Below are 15,225 nucleotides of genomic sequence, written 5' to 3'. Positions count from 1 at the left end.
CATCGGCCTTCTCGAACACCCCAGAGATCCCTGGGGCCCCCGCTTCCGGAGGACGGAGAGTGAAGCCCAGGGGTTGCCTCGGACCGCGTCACACTGTGCGGAACTGAAAGTTCGGGGAGAAGAGTTGGGCCGATGACCGGCCGGAACGAGCCGGCTGCCGGCGCACCGCCGGGCGGTGGTCAGTCGCCGATCACCGCCGCCCGTACGCACAGCACGTCCGGCAGGTGCGAGGCGAGCTGCTGCCAGCTGTCCCCGTCGTCCGCGCTCGCGTACACCTCGCCGTTGCGATTGCCGAAGTAGACACCCGCCGGATCGGCGTCGTCCGTACAGAGCGCGTCGCGCAGCACCGTGCCGTAGTGCGTCTCCTCGGGCAGGCCCGTTGTCAGCGGCTCCCAGGTGCTCCCCGCGTCGTTGGTACGGAACACCCGGCAGCGGTGTCCGGCGGGCACCCGGTCGGCATCGGCGTTGATCGGGAAGAGGTACACGGTGTCCGCGCGGTGCGGGTGCGCCGCCGCGGCGAAACCGAAGTCCGACGGCAGCCCCTGCCCGATGTCGGTCCAGTGGTCCCCCGAGTCGTCGCTCCGGAAGACTCCCCAGTGGTTCTGGAGGTAGAGCCGGTCCGGATCGACCGCGTCCCGCGCCACCTTGTGGACGCACTGACCGAACTCCGGGGCCGGGCCGGGGAGGAAGACCGCGGACACGCCCTTGTTCGACGGAGCCCAGCTCGCACCGCCGTCCTTGGTGCGGAACACGCCGGCCGTGGAGACCGCGACGGTCACGGCACGGGCGTCCCTCGGGTCCGTCAGGATGGTGTGCAGGCCCTCACCGCCCCCGCCCGGCACCCATCGCGAACGCGTCGGATGCTCCCACAGCGGGCGGACCAGCTCGAACGACTCCCCGCCGTCCTCGGAACGGAACAGCGCGGCGGGCTCGGTCCCCGCGTAGACGACATCGGGCGCCTCGGGGCCGGCCGGATGCAGCTGCCAGACCCGCTCCAGCGACGCCCCGGTGAACCGGGGGAACTTCACGGCCGGTTGTCCCGGCTCGACCCAGGTGGCGCCCAGGTCGTCGGAGCGGAAGACCGACGGGCCCCAGTGCGCGCTGTCGCCGCCGACCAGGAGTCGTGGGACCGGCCCGCGGGTGTCGACGGCGATGGAATAGATCGCCTGGGCATTGAAATGCGGGCCGCCGAACTCCCATGTGTCACCGCGCCTGCGGCCGATGAAGAGTCCCTTGCGGGTGCCCACGGTGAGCAGTACGTCGGACATGACCGAACCTCCCGAAACGCCGTTGTGCCGGATACCGGACAGTTTGCCCCCGACCACTGACAGTGGCCCGCAGGGCAGTCGCTGACACCCGGTCCCTGTTGCGGTCGCGGCCGGCGCGGGTACCGTGCAGCAGGCGTGGAAAGCGCTTGCCGAGCCCGCTGCGAACCCCTGCGGGTCGCAGGGGCGGAGAGACCGAGGAGCAGTTGTGCCGACCTTCGAAGGGCTGCCCGGCGCCGTCGCCGTGTCCCACCTGCGGGTGTACGACTGGCCCACCGCGGACGGGCTGCGCGGCGGAACGCCCCATCTCCATCTCACCTGTTCCGAGGGATACGTGGTGGTCGGGGGCACGGGCTCGGTGCAGACGCTCACCGCGTCGGGATTCCGCCAGACGCCGCTGGCGCCGGGGGCGCTGGTGTGGTTCACGCCGGGCACGATCCACCGACTGGTCAACGAGGACGGGCTGCGCATCGTCGTCCTCATGGAGAACAGCGGGCTGCCGGAGGCGGGCGACGCCGTACTCACCCTGCCGCCGGATCACCTGATGGACCCCGATGCCTACCGGGCGGCGGCCATCCTGCCCGCCGACGGTTCGGAGGCCGATCAGGAACGGGCCGCCCGCGCCCGCCGCGATCTCGCCGTCGAGGGCTTTCTCGCCCTGCGCCGGGCCACCGAAGCGGGCGACCCCGAGCCGCTCGCCGCGTTCCACCGGGCCGCCGCCGCACTCGTACGCCCGAGGGCCGAGGACTGGCGCGGGCGCTGGCGGCGGGGGGCCGTCGCCGCTTCCGAGGCGACCGGCGAGCAGCTCGACGCCGTGGCACGCGGCGACGGCGGCCATCTCGCCGACGCCCGTGTGCACGCCGAACAGCCAGCCGCGTACGGGAAGTTCGGCATGTGCGGCCGCCTGGACGTCTACCGGGGCTGACCGGCGGCGTGGGCGGTGTCGGCGTCCAACGCGGCGGAGCGGGTCAGGACCCGGGTCGTGCCGCCGTCGTCCTCCGCCCTGTCCCGGACGTGCCGGAAGCCGATCCGGCCCAGCAGCGCCAGCGACGCGGCGTTCTCGGCGGCCACCGTGGCATGCACCTCGGTGAGCCCGAGCGTGCCGAATCCGTACCCGGTCAGCGCCCGCGCGATCTCGGTGCCGAACCCCTGGCCCCACGCGGCGGCGGCCAGTGCGTAGACGATCTCGTGGCCCGCCGGGTCCGAGGACGGCTTGATCTCCGCATGGCCGACGAACCGGCCGCCGCAGCGAACGGCCCAGACATCGAACAGGTCCTGTGCGTACACCTTGCTGAAGATCCGTCCGAACAGGGCGCGGTCCTCGGCCTCGGTCGTGGGTCCTGCCCCCATCCAGCGGGACACCCGGGCGTCCTGGAACAGTGCGACGAAGTCCTCCTCGTCGGAGGGCGTGTACGGCTCCAGGCGCAGTCGCGCGGTGTGCAGGGCGGGGGTCGTCATGGCCGACGACGCTACGCACGGCCCCGGGCGCCCCGCAACGCAATACCCACGGCCCGGCGAGGGCGGCTCGGTCCTGGCCGAACCCACGGCACGCCCGGTCCGATCCGTGAACCCGCCGAAGAAAGGCCGCCGGTTCGCCGGATTTGGTTGACTGGCGCCCATGACCTCCTCGGTGTTCGAGACCATCACTCCCGACGCGTTCGCCTACCTCGACCGGGTCGCCTCAACCGATCTGGGCCGGTCCTACAAGCTGCGGATGCTCGACGAACTCGCCATCCGCGCGGGTGAGACGGTGCTCGACCTCGGCTGCGGTCCCGGCACGGACCTCGCCGCGCTGGCCGACGCCGTCACCGGGACGGGCACGGTGATCGGCGTCGACCACGACCGGGCCTCGGCCGACGCCGCCACGGAACGCACCGCGGGGCGGGGCAATGTGACCGTGCGGCTCGGCGACATCCATGAGTTGGAGCTGCCGGACAACTCCGCCGACCGGGCCCGTACCGACCGGGTTCTCCAGCACGTCGCCGATCCCGCCCGCGCGCTCGGCGAAGCCCGGCGTGTGCTCAGGCCGGGCGGGCGGCTCGTCATGGGCGAGCCCGACTGGGGAACCCTGACGGTCGACCATCCGGACAGCGGCCTGTCGCGCGCCTACACCCGGTACGTCACGGACGAGGCCGTCCGCAACGCCCGCATCGGCAGCCGGCTGGCCCGGCTGGCGGCGGACGCGGGATTCGCCGTGCCCACGGTCGTCCCGGTCACCCCCGTCTTCCGGGACGTCCGGGCCGCCGACCGGATTCTCGGCCTGGAGCGCACCGCGCGCCGCGCCGCCGACGCCGGATACTTCACCGAGGAGGCGGTGCGACGCTGGCTGGACCACCTCGTCGACGGTCCCTTCCTGGCGGCCGTGACGCTCTTCATCGTCGTGGCCGAGGCGTAGGGCGCGCCGTCGGCCCGGGAGCACCGGGGCGTACCAGGCGGAGGAACCGGCCGACGTACCGTACTGGCCGAGGAACCGGCCGATGTACCCGTACCGGCCGACGTACCGGCCGGGCGGGGGAGGAGTGGAGCGATGACGAGCGGGATCGAGGACATCGAGGGGCGCGGGGCGGCCCTGGAGGTGAACCCCGTGGGTGCACGGGTCGAGATCAGGGCCGCGGCACCGCCGGGCGGGCTGACGCTGATCTGCACCCCGGCCCGTGCCCGGGAGCTGGCGGCGGCGCTCACCCTCGCGGCGGACGAGGCCGACAGCGCACGGTCGGCGCGGCCCGTCACCGTCAAGGCGCGCGAGCTGCGCCGAGGGGACGTCCGGGAGGGCGACCGGGCCATGACGGTGGACGACATCAGGGTCGACGGGGCGACCGCCCATGTCACCTGGAAATCGGGTGCCGGGCGCAGCTGGACCCAGGGCTATGACGCGGACGCCGACATCACGCTCCGTCGGCGGGACGGGGGCCGCTGATCCCCGTCGGCCGCCCCTCTCGGGAGCGCGGGCACCCCTGCCGGGTGTCCGTGAGGCAGATCGTCGGGGCCCGGGGCCTTGTACGAAGGTCATCGTAATTTGACGGGTGTCGTAGTACGGGATGTATCGTACTAGCGATCCTTCCGTACCCGTCGAAACGGAGTCCGACGTGAGTGCCCTCTTCGAGCCCTACACCCTGCGGTCGCTCGTCATTCCCAACCGGGTCTGGATGGCGCCCATGTGCCAGTACAGCGCCGCACCGGAGGGGCCGGACGCCGGTGTCGCGACCGACTGGCACTTCGCCCACCTCGCGGCGCGCGCCATAGGGGGGACCGGGCTCATCCTCACCGAGGCGACGGCGGTCAGCCCCGAGGGCCGGATCAGCCCCGCCGACCTCGGCATCTGGAACGACACCCAGGTCGCCGCGCTCCGCAGGATCACGGCGTTCATCAAGGGCCAGGGATCCGTCCCCGGCGTCCAGCTCGCCCACGCCGGGCGCAAGGCGTCCACGGCCGCCCCCTGGCTGGGCGGTCATCCGGTCGGGCCGGAGGCGCACGGCTGGACGCCCGTCGCCCCCAGTCCGCTGCCGTTCGACGAGGGCCACCCCGTGCCGCACGAGCTGACCACGGACGAGATCCGGGGCATCGTCGACCAGTTCCGTGAGGCCGCGCGCCGCGCCCTCGACGCGGGCTTCGAGGTCGCCGAGGTGCACGGCGCCCACGGCTACCTCATCGGGCAGTTCCTCTCCCCGCACAGCAACCGGCGCACCGACGAGTATGGCGGCAGCTTCGAGAACCGCGTCCGCCTCGCCCTGGAGGTCGTCGACGCGGTGCGCGAGGTCTGGCCGGAGGAACTGCCCGTCTTCTTCCGGATCTCCGCGACGGACTGGCTCACGGAGAACGACGAGGACGAGCGCGAGGGCTGGACCGTCGACGAGACCGTCCGGCTGGCCGCGCTGCTCCAGACGCACGGGGTCGATCTGCTGGACGTGTCCAGCGGTGGAAACGCCCCGCGCGCCCGCATCGGGACCGGGCCGGGATACCAGGTCCCCTTCGCCGAGCGGGTCCGGACCGAGACCTCGCTCCCCGTGGCGGCGGTGGGCCTGATCACCGAGCCGCAGCAGGCCGAGAAGATCCTCACCGAGGGCCGGGCCGACGCCGTCCTCCTCGGGCGCGAGCTGCTGCGCAGCCCGTCGTGGGCCCAGGAAGCGGCCCGCGAACTGGGCGGTGAACTCCGCAAGCCGGAGCAGTATCTCCGCGCGGTCTGACCACTCGGCCCACCCCGGCCCGTCCGGTCCCGTGCGGTGCGCGGGCCCCGGCCCGGGGTGGGCCGCCCCCTTCCGCCTCTCACCCGCCGCCGCGCGTCAGGCGGCTGCGGACGAAGGGGCCCGTCGCGAGAGCGAGGGCGGTGAAGGCGGCGAGGCGCCAAAGCCCCGGCCGGTCCGACGCGCCGACGTGCTGGATGCCGTACGCCGCATACCAGTTGGCCGCCAGATCGGTCACCATGACCGCGCACATGAGGTCCACGCCGGCCCGCCTCCCGCGGAGCAGGAGCAGGGCTGCCAGCGAGTCGAGGACCGTCAGCGAGGTCCAGTACAGGTTCAGCCAGTCAGGGGCCCAGTCGTAGGGGTGCGGACCGTTGCGGAGCAGGTCGGCGAGGTGCGAGACGGTACCGACGGCGACCAGGACCGCGACGTACAGCGCCACGAGTGCGACCACCCACCGGGGGGCGCGTCCTGTCCATCCGCTCACGCGCCCGATCGTCCCAGACTCCGGCGGCCGGGGCCTCGGCGGGCCGGTCGCCGCTCCGGACGAAGGGCTCGGTGCGCGCGGCGGGCACCCAACACCCTTATCCGTAAGGGTTGTTCATCCATTCGGCGTTCACCGGGGATGCCGTCCCAGGTGGGTCCGGCATCGCGCAGAAACAACCCGACGACGTCTTGCCGCTCGCCTCGCACCACCTATATAACGTTGTAAATCGAGCCGCCATGCCCCCACCGCACGCCGGCGAGCGTGCCGTCCTCCCGCCAAGGAGCGTCCCGCGCATGATGATCCAGCGTCGATCCCGTACCCTCGCCGCGGCCGGTCTCCTCGCCGCCACCGCAGCGCTGGCCGTCTCCGGCTGCGCCAAGTCGGAGACCCCGGACAACGCGGGCGGGGACAGCAGCCAGGCCGCCCAGGCGGCCGAGTCCCCCGACAGCAGCTCCGGTCCGGGGTGCTCGCTGCGGACGTACGGTGCGCCGCAGCTGGATCTGAAGAACGCGGTCGTCGGCTTCTCGCAGTCGGAGAAGGAGGCCAACCCGTTCCGGATCGCCGAGACCCGGTCCATCAAGGACGAAGCCGCGAAGACCGGCGTGAAGAAGCTGCTCACCACCAACGCGCAGTCGCAGCTCTCCAAACAGATCAGCGACATCCAGGACATGCTGTCCCAGGGTGCCCAGTTCCTGATCGTCGCCCCGTTGAACTCCGAGGGTCTGGAACCGGCCTTCAAGGCGGCCGCGGCCAAGAAGGTCCCGGTCCTCACCATCGACCGCAAGGTGAACTCCACCGTCTGCAAGGACCACGTGGCCTTCCTCGGCTCCGACTTCGTGGCGCAGGGCAGGCGCGCGGCCGACGCGATGATCAAGGCGACCGGCGGCACGGGCAAGGTCGCCATCCTCCTCGGCGCTTCCGGCAACAACGTCACCACCGACCGCACCAAGGGCTTCGTCGACCAGGTCGCGGCCAAGGCGCCCGGCCTGAAGATCGTCGCCCGGCAGACCGGCGAGTTCGCCCGCGACAAGGGCCAGCAGGTCATGGAGCAGCTCATCCAGTCCAAACCCGACATCACCGCCGTCTACGCGGAGAACGACGAGATGGGTCTCGGTGCCGTCACCGCGCTGAAGGCGGCGGGGAAGAAGCCCGGCAAGGACGTGAAGATCGTCTCCGTGGACGGCACCCGCAACGCCGTGCAGGCCCTGGCCGACGGCGAGTACAACGCCGTCATCGAGTCGAACCCGCGCTTCGGGCCGCTCGCCTTCGCGACCGCCCGGAAGTTCTACGGCGGCGAGGAGATCCCGGAGAACGTCATCATCTCCGACCGGGCGTACGACGCGTCCAACGCCAAGGCCTCGCTCGGCGGGGCGTACTGACCGCACCGATCGGCAGGAACCCGCGACCACCGGTCCGGTGGCGCCGTGGCACACCACCCCGCCGCGGCCGCCACCGGCCTCCACTCCGGAACAGCGGAAGGCCAGGACGCCCCATGGCACCATCCGAAGCAGTACCGCACGCACCGGCGCAGGGGCGGACCGCCCGCCCCGAGGGGGTGACCGCTCCGCCCACCGGGGACGCCGTCCTCGAAGCCCGCTCGGTGAGCAAACGATTCCCGGGCGTCGTCGCACTCGACGACGTGTCCTTCGCGCTGCGCGCCGGGGAGACCCATGCGCTGGTGGGGGAGAACGGCGCCGGGAAATCCACCCTGATCAAGACCCTGACGGGTGTTCACCGGCCCGACGGGGGAGAGCTCCGGCTCGCCGGACGACCCGTCTCCTTCGCCCGTCCGGCCGAGGCCCAGCGGGCCGGGATCTCCACGATCCACCAGGAGGTGAACCTCGTCCCGCTGATGAGCGTGGCGCGGAACGTCTTCCTCGGCCGCGAGCCCAGGAACCGCCTCGGCCTCATCGACTTCGCCCGCATGCACCGCGAGACCACCGAACTGCTCGACGGCTTCGGCCTACGCGTCGACCCCCGCAAGCCCCTGCACACGCTCGGCATCGGCACCCGGCAGATGGTCGCCCTGGCCCGAGCCGTCTCGGTCGACGCCCAGGTCGTCATCATGGACGAACCCACCTCCTCACTGGAACCGCGCGAGGTCGAGACCCTCTTCCGCGTCATCGGGAGCCTGCGCGGCCAGGGCGTCGCCGTCCTCTACGTCAGCCACCGCATGGACGAGCTCTACCGGATCTGCGACCGCGTCACCGTGCTCCGCGACGGCCGCCACATCCACACCGGCGACCTCGCCGGCCTCGCCCGGACGCGGCTCGTCTCGATGATGCTCGGCCGCGATCTGTCCGAGGCCCGCCGCACCGGACCCACCGGCCTCGGCGGCGCGGAGCACCACACGGCGCGCACCCCCGTACTCACCGCCACCGGACTCGACCGGCGCCACCAACTCCACGATGTGTCCCTGTCGTTGTACGGCGGCGAAGTGCTCGGGCTCGGCGGGCTGCTCGGCTCCGGCCGCAGCGAGACGGCGAAGGCCCTCGCCGGAGTGCTCGGCCTGGACTCCGGTGACATCACGGTCGGCGGACGGAAACTGCGCCGCACCGGTCCGGCCGGTGCCATCCGTGCCGGGATCAGCCTGCTGCCCGAGGACCGCAAGGCCGAAGGCATCGTGCCCGGCCTCTCCGTGCGCGAGAACATCGTGCTGGCCGCCATGCCGCGGCTCTCCCGCTTCGGTGTGGTCTCCCGCCGCAAACAGGACCGCGTCGTCGACATCTTCATGAGACGGCTGCGGATCAAGGCGGCGAGCCCCGAGCAGAAGGTCGGCGAACTCTCCGGCGGCAACCAGCAGAAGGTACTCCTCGCCCGCTGGCTCTGCCTGGAACCCAAGGTGCTGCTGCTCGACGAGCCCACCCGCGGCATCGACGTCGGCGCCAAGGCCGAGGTCCAGGGCCTCATCGACGAACTCGCCCGGGAGGGCCTCGCCGTCCTGCTCATCTCCTCCGACATCGAAGAACTCATCGAGGGAGCCGACCGCATCGTCGTCCTGCGCGGCGGCTCGGTGGCGGGCGAACTCGCGGGCGACACGGTGACCGAGAGCCATCTGCTCGACGTGCTCGCCGACCACTCACCGGTGCCCGCCGGAACGGACCCGGCCGCTCAGGAGGACCCCCGATGACCACCCGGGCCGCCCTCCCCGTCCGGGCCCGCCCCCTGGCCCGGCTGCGCGACCCCGCCTGGTACCAGGAGTACGGCGTGTATGTCGCCGTGGCGGCGGTACTCCTCTTCAACGCCCTGTTCACCGAGCACTTCCTGACCGCCGGAAACCTGCGCACCCAGCTCGTCCAGGTCGCCCCCGTCGTCATCGTCGCCCTGGGCATGGCCCTGGTCATCGGGACGGAGGGCGTCGACCTGTCCGTCGGCTCGACGATGGCGCTCGCCACCGCGCTGCTGCCGCTCTACCTCGGATACGGGCTGCTGCCCGCACTCGCCGTCGCACTCCTCGCGGGCGCGGTCGTCGGGGCGGTCAACGGCACCCTGGTCTCGGTCGTCGGACTGCAACCGATCGTCGCCACGCTCGCGCTCTTCGTCGGCGGCCGGGGACTCGCCCTCGTCATGGCCGACGGCCGGCTCAAGCAGATCGTCAATCCCGGCCTCCTCTCGCTCGGCACCGGCTCCTTCCTCGGCATCCCGCTGGTCGTACTGATCGCCGCCGTCCTCTCCGTGGCCGTCACCCTTCTCGTCCGGCGCACCACCTTCGGCCGCCAGATCGTCGCCGTCGGCGGCAACCGCTCCGCCGCCGTCCTCGCCGGACTGCCCGTGCGGCGCGTACTCATCGGCGTCTACGTGATCTGCGGCGTACTGGCCGCCCTCGCCGGCGTCCTTGCCACTGCCAGGCTCACCGCCAGCGACCCCTCCTCGCTCGGCACTCTCATGGAACTCTCCGCCATCACGGCGGTCGTGGTCGGCGGCACCCCTCTCGACGGCGGTTCCGTCCGGGTGCTGGGTACCGTCGCGGGCGCCCTGCTGATGCAGCTGCTGCGCGCCACGCTCGTCAAGCACGACCTGCCCGACTCCACCGCACAGATCGCCCAGGCGGCCATCATCATCGCCGCCGTCTACGTCGCACGGGAGCGTCGGTCCCGATGAACGAAACCACACCCGCGGCGGTGGCCCAGGCCCCCGCGCCGTCCGGAGAGGGCGCACCCCGCCCGGCAGCCGGGTCCGGGGCTGCGCGGCGGCTCGCCGGACTCCTCCAGCGCCAGGGCGTGCTCGCCGTCCTGCTGACCGTCGTGATCGTGGCCTCGTTCGTCTACCCGACGTTCGCCACCCTGGACAACGCCCGCGGTGTGACCGTGCAGGCGTCGTTCCTCGCCGTGGTCGCCCTCGGCATGACCCTGGTCGTCATCAGCGGAGGCATCGACCTGTCCGTCGGCTCCGTCTTCGCCCTCGGCGGGGTGCTCGCCGCCTGGGCCTCGCAGTGGGGCCTCCTGCCCGCGCTGCTCGTACCGCTCGCGGTCTGCGGTGCGATCGGTCTGCTCAACGGATTCCTGATCGCCCGCGCCGGAATGGCCCCCTTCATCGTCACCCTCGCGACCCTGCTGGCGGCCCGCGGCATGCTCCTGGCCTTCACCGACGAGGGCGCCACCACCTACCTCGTGCCCAAGGGCTCCGCCTTCGCCGAGCTGGGGCAGGGCAGCGTAGGGGGCTTCGGCCACCCGGTCCTCGTCGCCCTGGCGCTGTTCGGCGCCGGCGGACTGCTGCTCCAGCGCACCTCGTTCGGTCAGACCCTCTTCGCCGTGGGCGGCAGCAGCGACGCGGCCACCCTGATGGGCCTGCCCGTCGCCCGTACGAAGCTCCTCGTCTACACGCTCAGCGGTCTGCTGGCCGGACTCGCCGGTGCGCTGAACGCGGCCAGGCTGTCCTCCGGCGTCACCATCGTCGGCGTGGGGATGGAACTCGACGCCATCTCCGCCGTCGTGATCGGCGGCACCCTGCTCGTGGGCGGCGCCGGATCGGTCGGCGGCACCCTCTGGGGCGTCCTGCTGCTGGCCGTCATCCAGAACCTCATCAACCAGATCGGTTCGCTGAACTCCTCCTACCAGTCGGTGGTCAGCGGCGGGTTCCTTATCGTTGTCGTGGTGGCCCAGCGCTTTCTGGCGCGCGGCCGCAGAACCACCTGAACCGTGCCGGACGGGAGCCGGGCCGATCCAGTGCGCACCGGTGCGCATCGAGCCGAAGCAGGGAGTGCCGTGGGCGTCAGCCTCAAGGACGTTGCGCAACGGGCGGGCGTGTCCATCAAGACCGTGTCGAACGTGGTGAACAACTATCAGCACGTCACACCGAAGATGCGCGCCAAGGTGCAGCAGGCCATCGACGAGCTCGGCTACCGGCCGAACCTCACCGCACGCCATCTGCGCAAGGGCCGCACCGGCATCATCGCCCTCGCCGTGCCCGAGTTCGGCAACCCGTACTTCGCGGAGCTCGCCGGCGCGGTCGTCGACGCGGCCGCCCGGCACGACTACACCGTCCTGGTCGACCACACCGCAGGCCTGCGCGAGAAGGAACTCCTGGTCAGCCAGGGCTTCCGGTCCCATGTGATCGACGGCCTCATCCTCAGCCCGATCCACCTGGAGACCGAGGACCTGATGGCGCGCACCGAGACCGCGCCCCTGGTCCTGCTCGGCGAGCGGGAGTACGAGGCCCCCTACGACCACATCGCCATCGACAACGTGGCCGCCTCCCGCGACGCCGTACGCCACCTCGTGGAGCGCGGCCACCGCCGGATCGCCTTCCTCGGCTCCCGCACCGGACGCGAGCGCCAGCCCGCCCATCTGCGGCTGCGCGGCTGGCGCGAGGAGCTCGCCGCGGCCGGCATCGAGCCCGACGAGTCGCTGGTGGTGGTCACCGACGGCTACGGGCGCGAGGACGGCGCCAGCGCCATGGCCGCCCTCCTCGACCGGGGAGAGCGGCCCGACGCGGTGTTCGCGTACAACGACCTCATCGCCATCGGCGCCATGCGCACCCTCAGCTCGCGCGGGCTGCGCATCCCCGAGGACGTCGCCGTCGTCGGCTTCGACAACATCGAGGAAAGCCTGTACGGGGCCACCACGCTCACCACCGTCGCCCCCGACAAGGAGGCGATCGCACGGCTCGCCGTCGACAGCCTCGTCGAACGGCTCTCCGGCAGCCCGGTGGCCGAGCCGCGGCGGCCCCGTCCCGGCTACCGGCTCGTCGTCCGCGAATCCACCGCCACTACTTGAGGTACGGACCGGCCGCGCCGATCTTGCCGGGCGCCGCGTTCCTGCCGCCCAGGTCGAGGACGTAGACGCGGAGGTTGCCCTTGCCGGGTGCGGCGACGGAGAGTCTGCCGTCCGACACCACCCGGGTGTCCCCGGTGACGGCGTCCTTGTAGGTGCCGTTGGGGATCCCGGTGTAGTCGGCCGTGCCGGTGACGGTGACGAGCGCGAAGCTGTCGATTCCGCTCGCGGCGTCGGTGTAGCGGCGCTTGTACGCCATCGATCCGGAGATGCCCTCGGTGGAGTACTGGCCCATCTGGAGCGCGGGCACGGCGCGCCGGATCTCGTTGAGCCGCTGAAGGTGCTTGACCAGCGGCTTGCCGAGCGTGTCGGCGACCTCGCCGGTGGCCGAGGAGACCTTGCCGAAGTCGGACGCCTCGACCGTTCCGGCGAGATGGTCGCCGTAGTAGGCGCGACCGGTGCTCGCCAGCGGGCAACTGGGCCCGCAGTCGATCTTCCTGCCCGCCTGGAATTCGATCTCGGAGCCGTAGTAGAGCGTCGGGATGCCGCGGAACGTCCACATCAGCGACATGTTCTCGGCCCAGGCATCGGTCCCGCCCGCGTAGCGCTCACCGCTCTTGTTGGGCCCGTAGTCGTGGCTGTCGACGTACACGACGTTGTAGGTGGCGTCGTTGTAACTGTCGTCGGAGTCCTTGCCGTTGTTGTACGCGTTGCCGGCGTCCCCGAAGTTCATGTGCATCCGCATGTCGATGACGTTCATGCCGGAGAAGCGGCTGTGATCCGGTGTGTGATAGGTGTTCCCGTCCAGGAAGGCGTTGGTGGAGGCGGGCTGGGAACCGGTGCCCAGCCGCTCCTCGTAGTCGTACATCTCCAACGCGGCCTTGGTGTCGTCGGCGTCGTACTCCTTGCGTTCCTTCCAGGTGAAGAACTGCGCGGAGTGATTGACCGAGCCGCGGTTCCACTTGTCGTTCACGAAGGCTCCGACCTCGCCGAAGACGAAGAAGTTCTTCGCCGCCCCGGCGCCGAACCGCGAGGTGACGCGTTCCTGGATGGCGGGCAGGAACCGGCGGTTCCAGGTGGTGCGCGGAATGTGGACGGCGGTGTCGATCCGGAAGCCGTCGACGCCCATGTCGATGTACTTGTCGTAGGCGCCGATCAGGTAGTTCTGGACGGGTGTGCTCTCGGTGTCGAAGTCGGCGAGGTCCTCGTGCAGCCAGCAGCTGCGGGAGTCCTCGCCCTCCCAGTTCCCGAGCCAGCAGTTGTGGTAGTACGTCTTGGGGAACATGCCGGAAGTCGGGCTGGGCCACTGGCAGTTGTACAGCTTGTAGCCCTCGGCGGAGGTTCCTCCGGTGGGCTTGCCCCAGTCGAGGCAGGTGTTGCCGGACGGTTCGGCGGTGGACCAGAGATCGCCGTTGTAGTACGACTTCCCGGACTTCGGTTCGACGGTGACACCGTCGTACTCGAAACCCTCGTTCTTCTCGTCGTAGTACCAGCTCCACTGGTCGTCACGGACCCCGTGGACCGTCGGTGTGAACAGGCCCTTGGCGCCCCAGCGCGAGGAGTGGTTGTAGACGACGTCCTGGTAGATCTTCATGCCCTTGGCGTGGGCCGCGTCGATCAGGTCCTGGTACGAGGCGCCGGCGGACTCCAGGCGGCCGTCGACCTTGTAGAAGTCGTAGCCGTGATAGCCGTGGTAGTCGTAGTCGGACCGGTTCAGCACGACCGGGGTGATCCAGATCGCGGAGAAGCCCAGCCCCTTGATGTAGTCGAGCTTGTCGACCAGGCCCTTGAAGTCGCCGCGGAACATCGGGTCGTTGTTGGCCGCGTTGCCGGACTTCACATGCTGGCTGCCGCCCCGGTTGTTGGTGCTGTCGCCGTCGTCGAACCGGGCGGTGAGCACGAAGTAGATCGGGTCCTTGCGTGGGTCGGTGCCCAGTGGTTTCCCGGTGGCCGGGGTGGCGGGCCTGTCGCCGGTGGTGACGGTGGCGGCGGCCGACGCGGCGGACACGTTGCCGGCCGCGTCCACGGCCTTCACCGTGTAGCTGTAGGCGGTCCGCTCCTCCAGGTTCGTGTCGGAGTGGACCGTGGAGCCGACATCGGTGACCGTCGTGCCCCTGGTACCGCCGGTCCGGGTCACCTGGTACCGGACGACGCCACGGTCGTCGGTGGACGGGTCCCAGGTCAGCACGGTGGACACGCCGTCCGCGTCGGCGTGCACCCTCGACGGCGCGGTGGGGGCCTCGGTGTCGGCGGGCTCCGTGGCGCACGGGTCCGCGGCGTCGGCGGTGACGGCCTTGTCCTTCACCGTGGAGACACCGGCCGGGATGGTGTAGTTGCCGCCGTTGTTGTTGTCCCAGACCCCGTTGCCGTTGTTGAACGCGGCCTGCATGGAGGTGGCGGTGCCGAGATCGACGGAACGCTTCACCCACCCCGTGCAGGCCGCCTCCATGCCCACGCCCGGAACGGCCGTCCACGATCCGCCTGTGGGCTGGAAGTGGATGTTGACGGTGGACCAGCCGACGGTGGTCGTGGAGTAGTAGACCGAGGCGGTGCGGGTGTCCGTGGGGGAGGGCGAGGGGTCCGGGCCGGTGCCGGCGCACGGGTCGCTGTGGGCCACGACCCCGTCCCTGACGGCGATGTCGCCGGTGCCCAGCGCGTAGTTCTTCCCGGCGTTGTTGTCCCAGGTGCCCGAGCCGTCGTTGAACGTCGCGGCCAGTCCGGTCGCGCTGCCCAGGTTCACGGTCCTCTTGACCCAGTCGGTGCAGGCGGCCTCCATCCGGACCCCCGGCACGGTCGTCCACGCTCCGCCCTCGGGCGCGTAATGCAGGTCGTACGCCGACCAGTTGCGGGTCTTCGTGTAGTAGAAGACCGTCGCGGTGTTCTCCGTCGCCGCGGCCGGGACGGTGGACGGAGCGGCGGTCTGCGGTACGGCGGTGAGGAGGCCCAGAAGCCCGGCGGCCACCACGGCCGCGGCCAAGGACCGTCTCGGCACGGAGCGTGGGGAGCGTTTCATTCGTGTCTCCAGGGGAGGGCCACGGCCAACGGCCGCGGCAGCCGGCAGCGCAGGCACTCGATGGCCA

13 protein-coding genes are annotated in these 15,225 nt (G+C 71.3%); 9 read left to right on the top strand and 4 right to left on the bottom strand.

Going from position 1 to position 15,225, the window contains the following annotated elements; genetic code table 11:
- Nucleotides 1–179: 179 nt before the first annotated feature.
- Nucleotides 180–1,268, bottom strand: a complete 1,089-nt coding sequence (locus tag GA0115234_RS37755; RefSeq protein ID WP_093550815.1) for a WD40/YVTN/BNR-like repeat-containing protein — start codon at nucleotides 1,266–1,268, stop codon at nucleotides 180–182.
- 205 nt (nucleotides 1,269–1,473) lie between these two features.
- Here GA0115234_RS37755 and GA0115234_RS37750 point away from each other — a divergent pair, with 205 nt between their 5' ends.
- Nucleotides 1,474–2,190, top strand: coding sequence for a cupin domain-containing protein (locus GA0115234_RS37750; protein ID WP_093550813.1), 717 nt, complete (start codon nucleotides 1,474–1,476; stop codon nucleotides 2,188–2,190).
- Here the strand turns inward: GA0115234_RS37750 and GA0115234_RS37745 are convergent.
- Nucleotides 2,178–2,723, bottom strand: a complete 546-nt coding sequence (locus GA0115234_RS37745) for a GNAT family N-acetyltransferase (protein WP_093550811.1) — start codon at nucleotides 2,721–2,723, stop codon at nucleotides 2,178–2,180. The genes GA0115234_RS37750 and GA0115234_RS37745 overlap by 13 nt on opposite strands.
- A 160-nt stretch (nucleotides 2,724–2,883) precedes the next feature.
- Here GA0115234_RS37745 and GA0115234_RS37740 point away from each other — a divergent pair, with 160 nt between their 5' ends.
- The 3 genes from GA0115234_RS37740 (at nucleotide 2,884) to GA0115234_RS37730 (ending at nucleotide 5,449) form a co-directional block, all read left to right on the top strand.
- A complete protein-coding gene (locus GA0115234_RS37740; RefSeq protein ID WP_093550809.1) occupies nucleotides 2,884–3,660 on the top strand; it encodes a methyltransferase domain-containing protein in 777 nt (258 codons plus the stop codon).
- Nucleotides 3,661–3,792: 132 nt separating this feature from the next.
- A complete protein-coding gene (locus GA0115234_RS37735; protein ID WP_093550807.1) occupies nucleotides 3,793–4,182 on the top strand; it encodes a hypothetical protein in 390 nt (129 codons plus the stop codon).
- 169 nt (nucleotides 4,183–4,351) lie between these two features.
- A complete protein-coding gene (locus GA0115234_RS37730) occupies nucleotides 4,352–5,449 on the top strand; it encodes an NADH:flavin oxidoreductase/NADH oxidase (protein ID WP_093550805.1) in 1,098 nt (365 codons plus the stop codon).
- Nucleotides 5,450–5,528: 79 nt separating this feature from the next.
- Here GA0115234_RS37730 and GA0115234_RS37725 read toward each other — a convergent pair whose 3' ends face one another.
- A complete protein-coding gene (locus GA0115234_RS37725; RefSeq protein WP_093550803.1) occupies nucleotides 5,529–5,933 on the bottom strand; it encodes a hypothetical protein in 405 nt (134 codons plus the stop codon).
- Between the two features lie 293 nt (nucleotides 5,934–6,226).
- Between GA0115234_RS37725 and GA0115234_RS37720 the strand changes: the two genes are divergently transcribed.
- From GA0115234_RS37720 to GA0115234_RS37700, 5 genes are all read left to right on the top strand, one after another.
- Entirely contained in the window at nucleotides 6,227–7,312 is a 1,086-nt protein-coding gene (locus GA0115234_RS37720) for an ABC transporter substrate-binding protein (protein WP_093550801.1), read from the top strand.
- 113 nt (nucleotides 7,313–7,425) lie between these two features.
- Nucleotides 7,426–9,063 carry a sugar ABC transporter ATP-binding protein gene (locus GA0115234_RS37715; protein WP_093550799.1) on the top strand — a complete coding sequence of 546 codons (1,638 nt, stop codon included), beginning with the start codon at nucleotides 7,426–7,428 and terminating at the stop codon, nucleotides 9,061–9,063.
- On the top strand, nucleotides 9,060–10,034 hold the full coding sequence (locus GA0115234_RS37710) for an ABC transporter permease (protein ID WP_093550797.1): 975 nt from the start codon (nucleotides 9,060–9,062) through the stop codon (nucleotides 10,032–10,034). The genes GA0115234_RS37715 and GA0115234_RS37710 overlap by 4 nt, the downstream gene beginning before the upstream one ends.
- The gene (locus tag GA0115234_RS37705) at nucleotides 10,031–11,068 is read left to right on the top strand and encodes an ABC transporter permease (RefSeq protein WP_093550795.1); all 1,038 of its coding nucleotides are present in this window, start codon (nucleotides 10,031–10,033) and stop codon (nucleotides 11,066–11,068) included. The genes GA0115234_RS37710 and GA0115234_RS37705 overlap by 4 nt, the downstream gene beginning before the upstream one ends.
- Nucleotides 11,069–11,137: 69 nt before the next feature.
- Complete coding sequence (locus GA0115234_RS37700; protein ID WP_093550794.1) at nucleotides 11,138–12,148, top strand: LacI family DNA-binding transcriptional regulator; 1,011 nt, start codon at nucleotides 11,138–11,140, stop codon at nucleotides 12,146–12,148.
- On the opposite strand, the gene GA0115234_RS37695 is transcribed toward GA0115234_RS37700, so the two are convergent.
- Nucleotides 12,141–15,158, bottom strand: a complete 3,018-nt coding sequence (locus GA0115234_RS37695) for a carbohydrate binding domain-containing protein (RefSeq protein WP_093550792.1) — start codon at nucleotides 15,156–15,158, stop codon at nucleotides 12,141–12,143. The genes GA0115234_RS37700 and GA0115234_RS37695 overlap by 8 nt on opposite strands.
- Between the last annotated feature and the right edge of the window lie 67 nt (nucleotides 15,159–15,225).

The sequence above is a fragment of the Streptomyces sp. DvalAA-43 genome, from assembly GCF_900091725.1.
GTDB lineage: Bacteria > Actinomycetota > Actinomycetes > Streptomycetales > Streptomycetaceae > Streptomyces > Streptomyces pulveraceus.
Note: the sequence above shows the minus strand (reverse complement) of the source record. Positions and strands in the feature narration are given on the sequence as shown.

Bases quoted from the DNA above. Each gene is read 5' to 3' on its own strand.
- GA0115234_RS37740 (WP_093550809.1), top strand. From the start codon at position 2,884: ATGACCTCCTCGGTGTTCGAGACCATCACTCCCGACGCGTTCGCCTAC.
- GA0115234_RS37710 (WP_093550797.1), top strand. From the start codon at position 9,060: ATGACCACCCGGGCCGCCCTCCCCGTCCGGGCCCGCCCCCTGGCCCGG.
- GA0115234_RS37755 (WP_093550815.1), bottom strand. From the start codon at position 1,268: ATGTCCGACGTACTGCTCACCGTGGGCACCCGCAAGGGACTCTTCATC.
- GA0115234_RS37735 (WP_093550807.1), top strand. From the start codon at position 3,793: ATGACGAGCGGGATCGAGGACATCGAGGGGCGCGGGGCGGCCCTGGAG.
- GA0115234_RS37705 (WP_093550795.1), top strand. From the start codon at position 10,031: ATGAACGAAACCACACCCGCGGCGGTGGCCCAGGCCCCCGCGCCGTCC.
- GA0115234_RS37745 (WP_093550811.1), bottom strand. From the start codon at position 2,723: ATGACGACCCCCGCCCTGCACACCGCGCGACTGCGCCTGGAGCCGTAC.
- GA0115234_RS37720 (WP_093550801.1), top strand. From the start codon at position 6,227: ATGATGATCCAGCGTCGATCCCGTACCCTCGCCGCGGCCGGTCTCCTC.
- GA0115234_RS37715 (WP_093550799.1), top strand. From the start codon at position 7,426: ATGGCACCATCCGAAGCAGTACCGCACGCACCGGCGCAGGGGCGGACC.
- GA0115234_RS37695 (WP_093550792.1), bottom strand. From the start codon at position 15,158: ATGAAACGCTCCCCACGCTCCGTGCCGAGACGGTCCTTGGCCGCGGCC.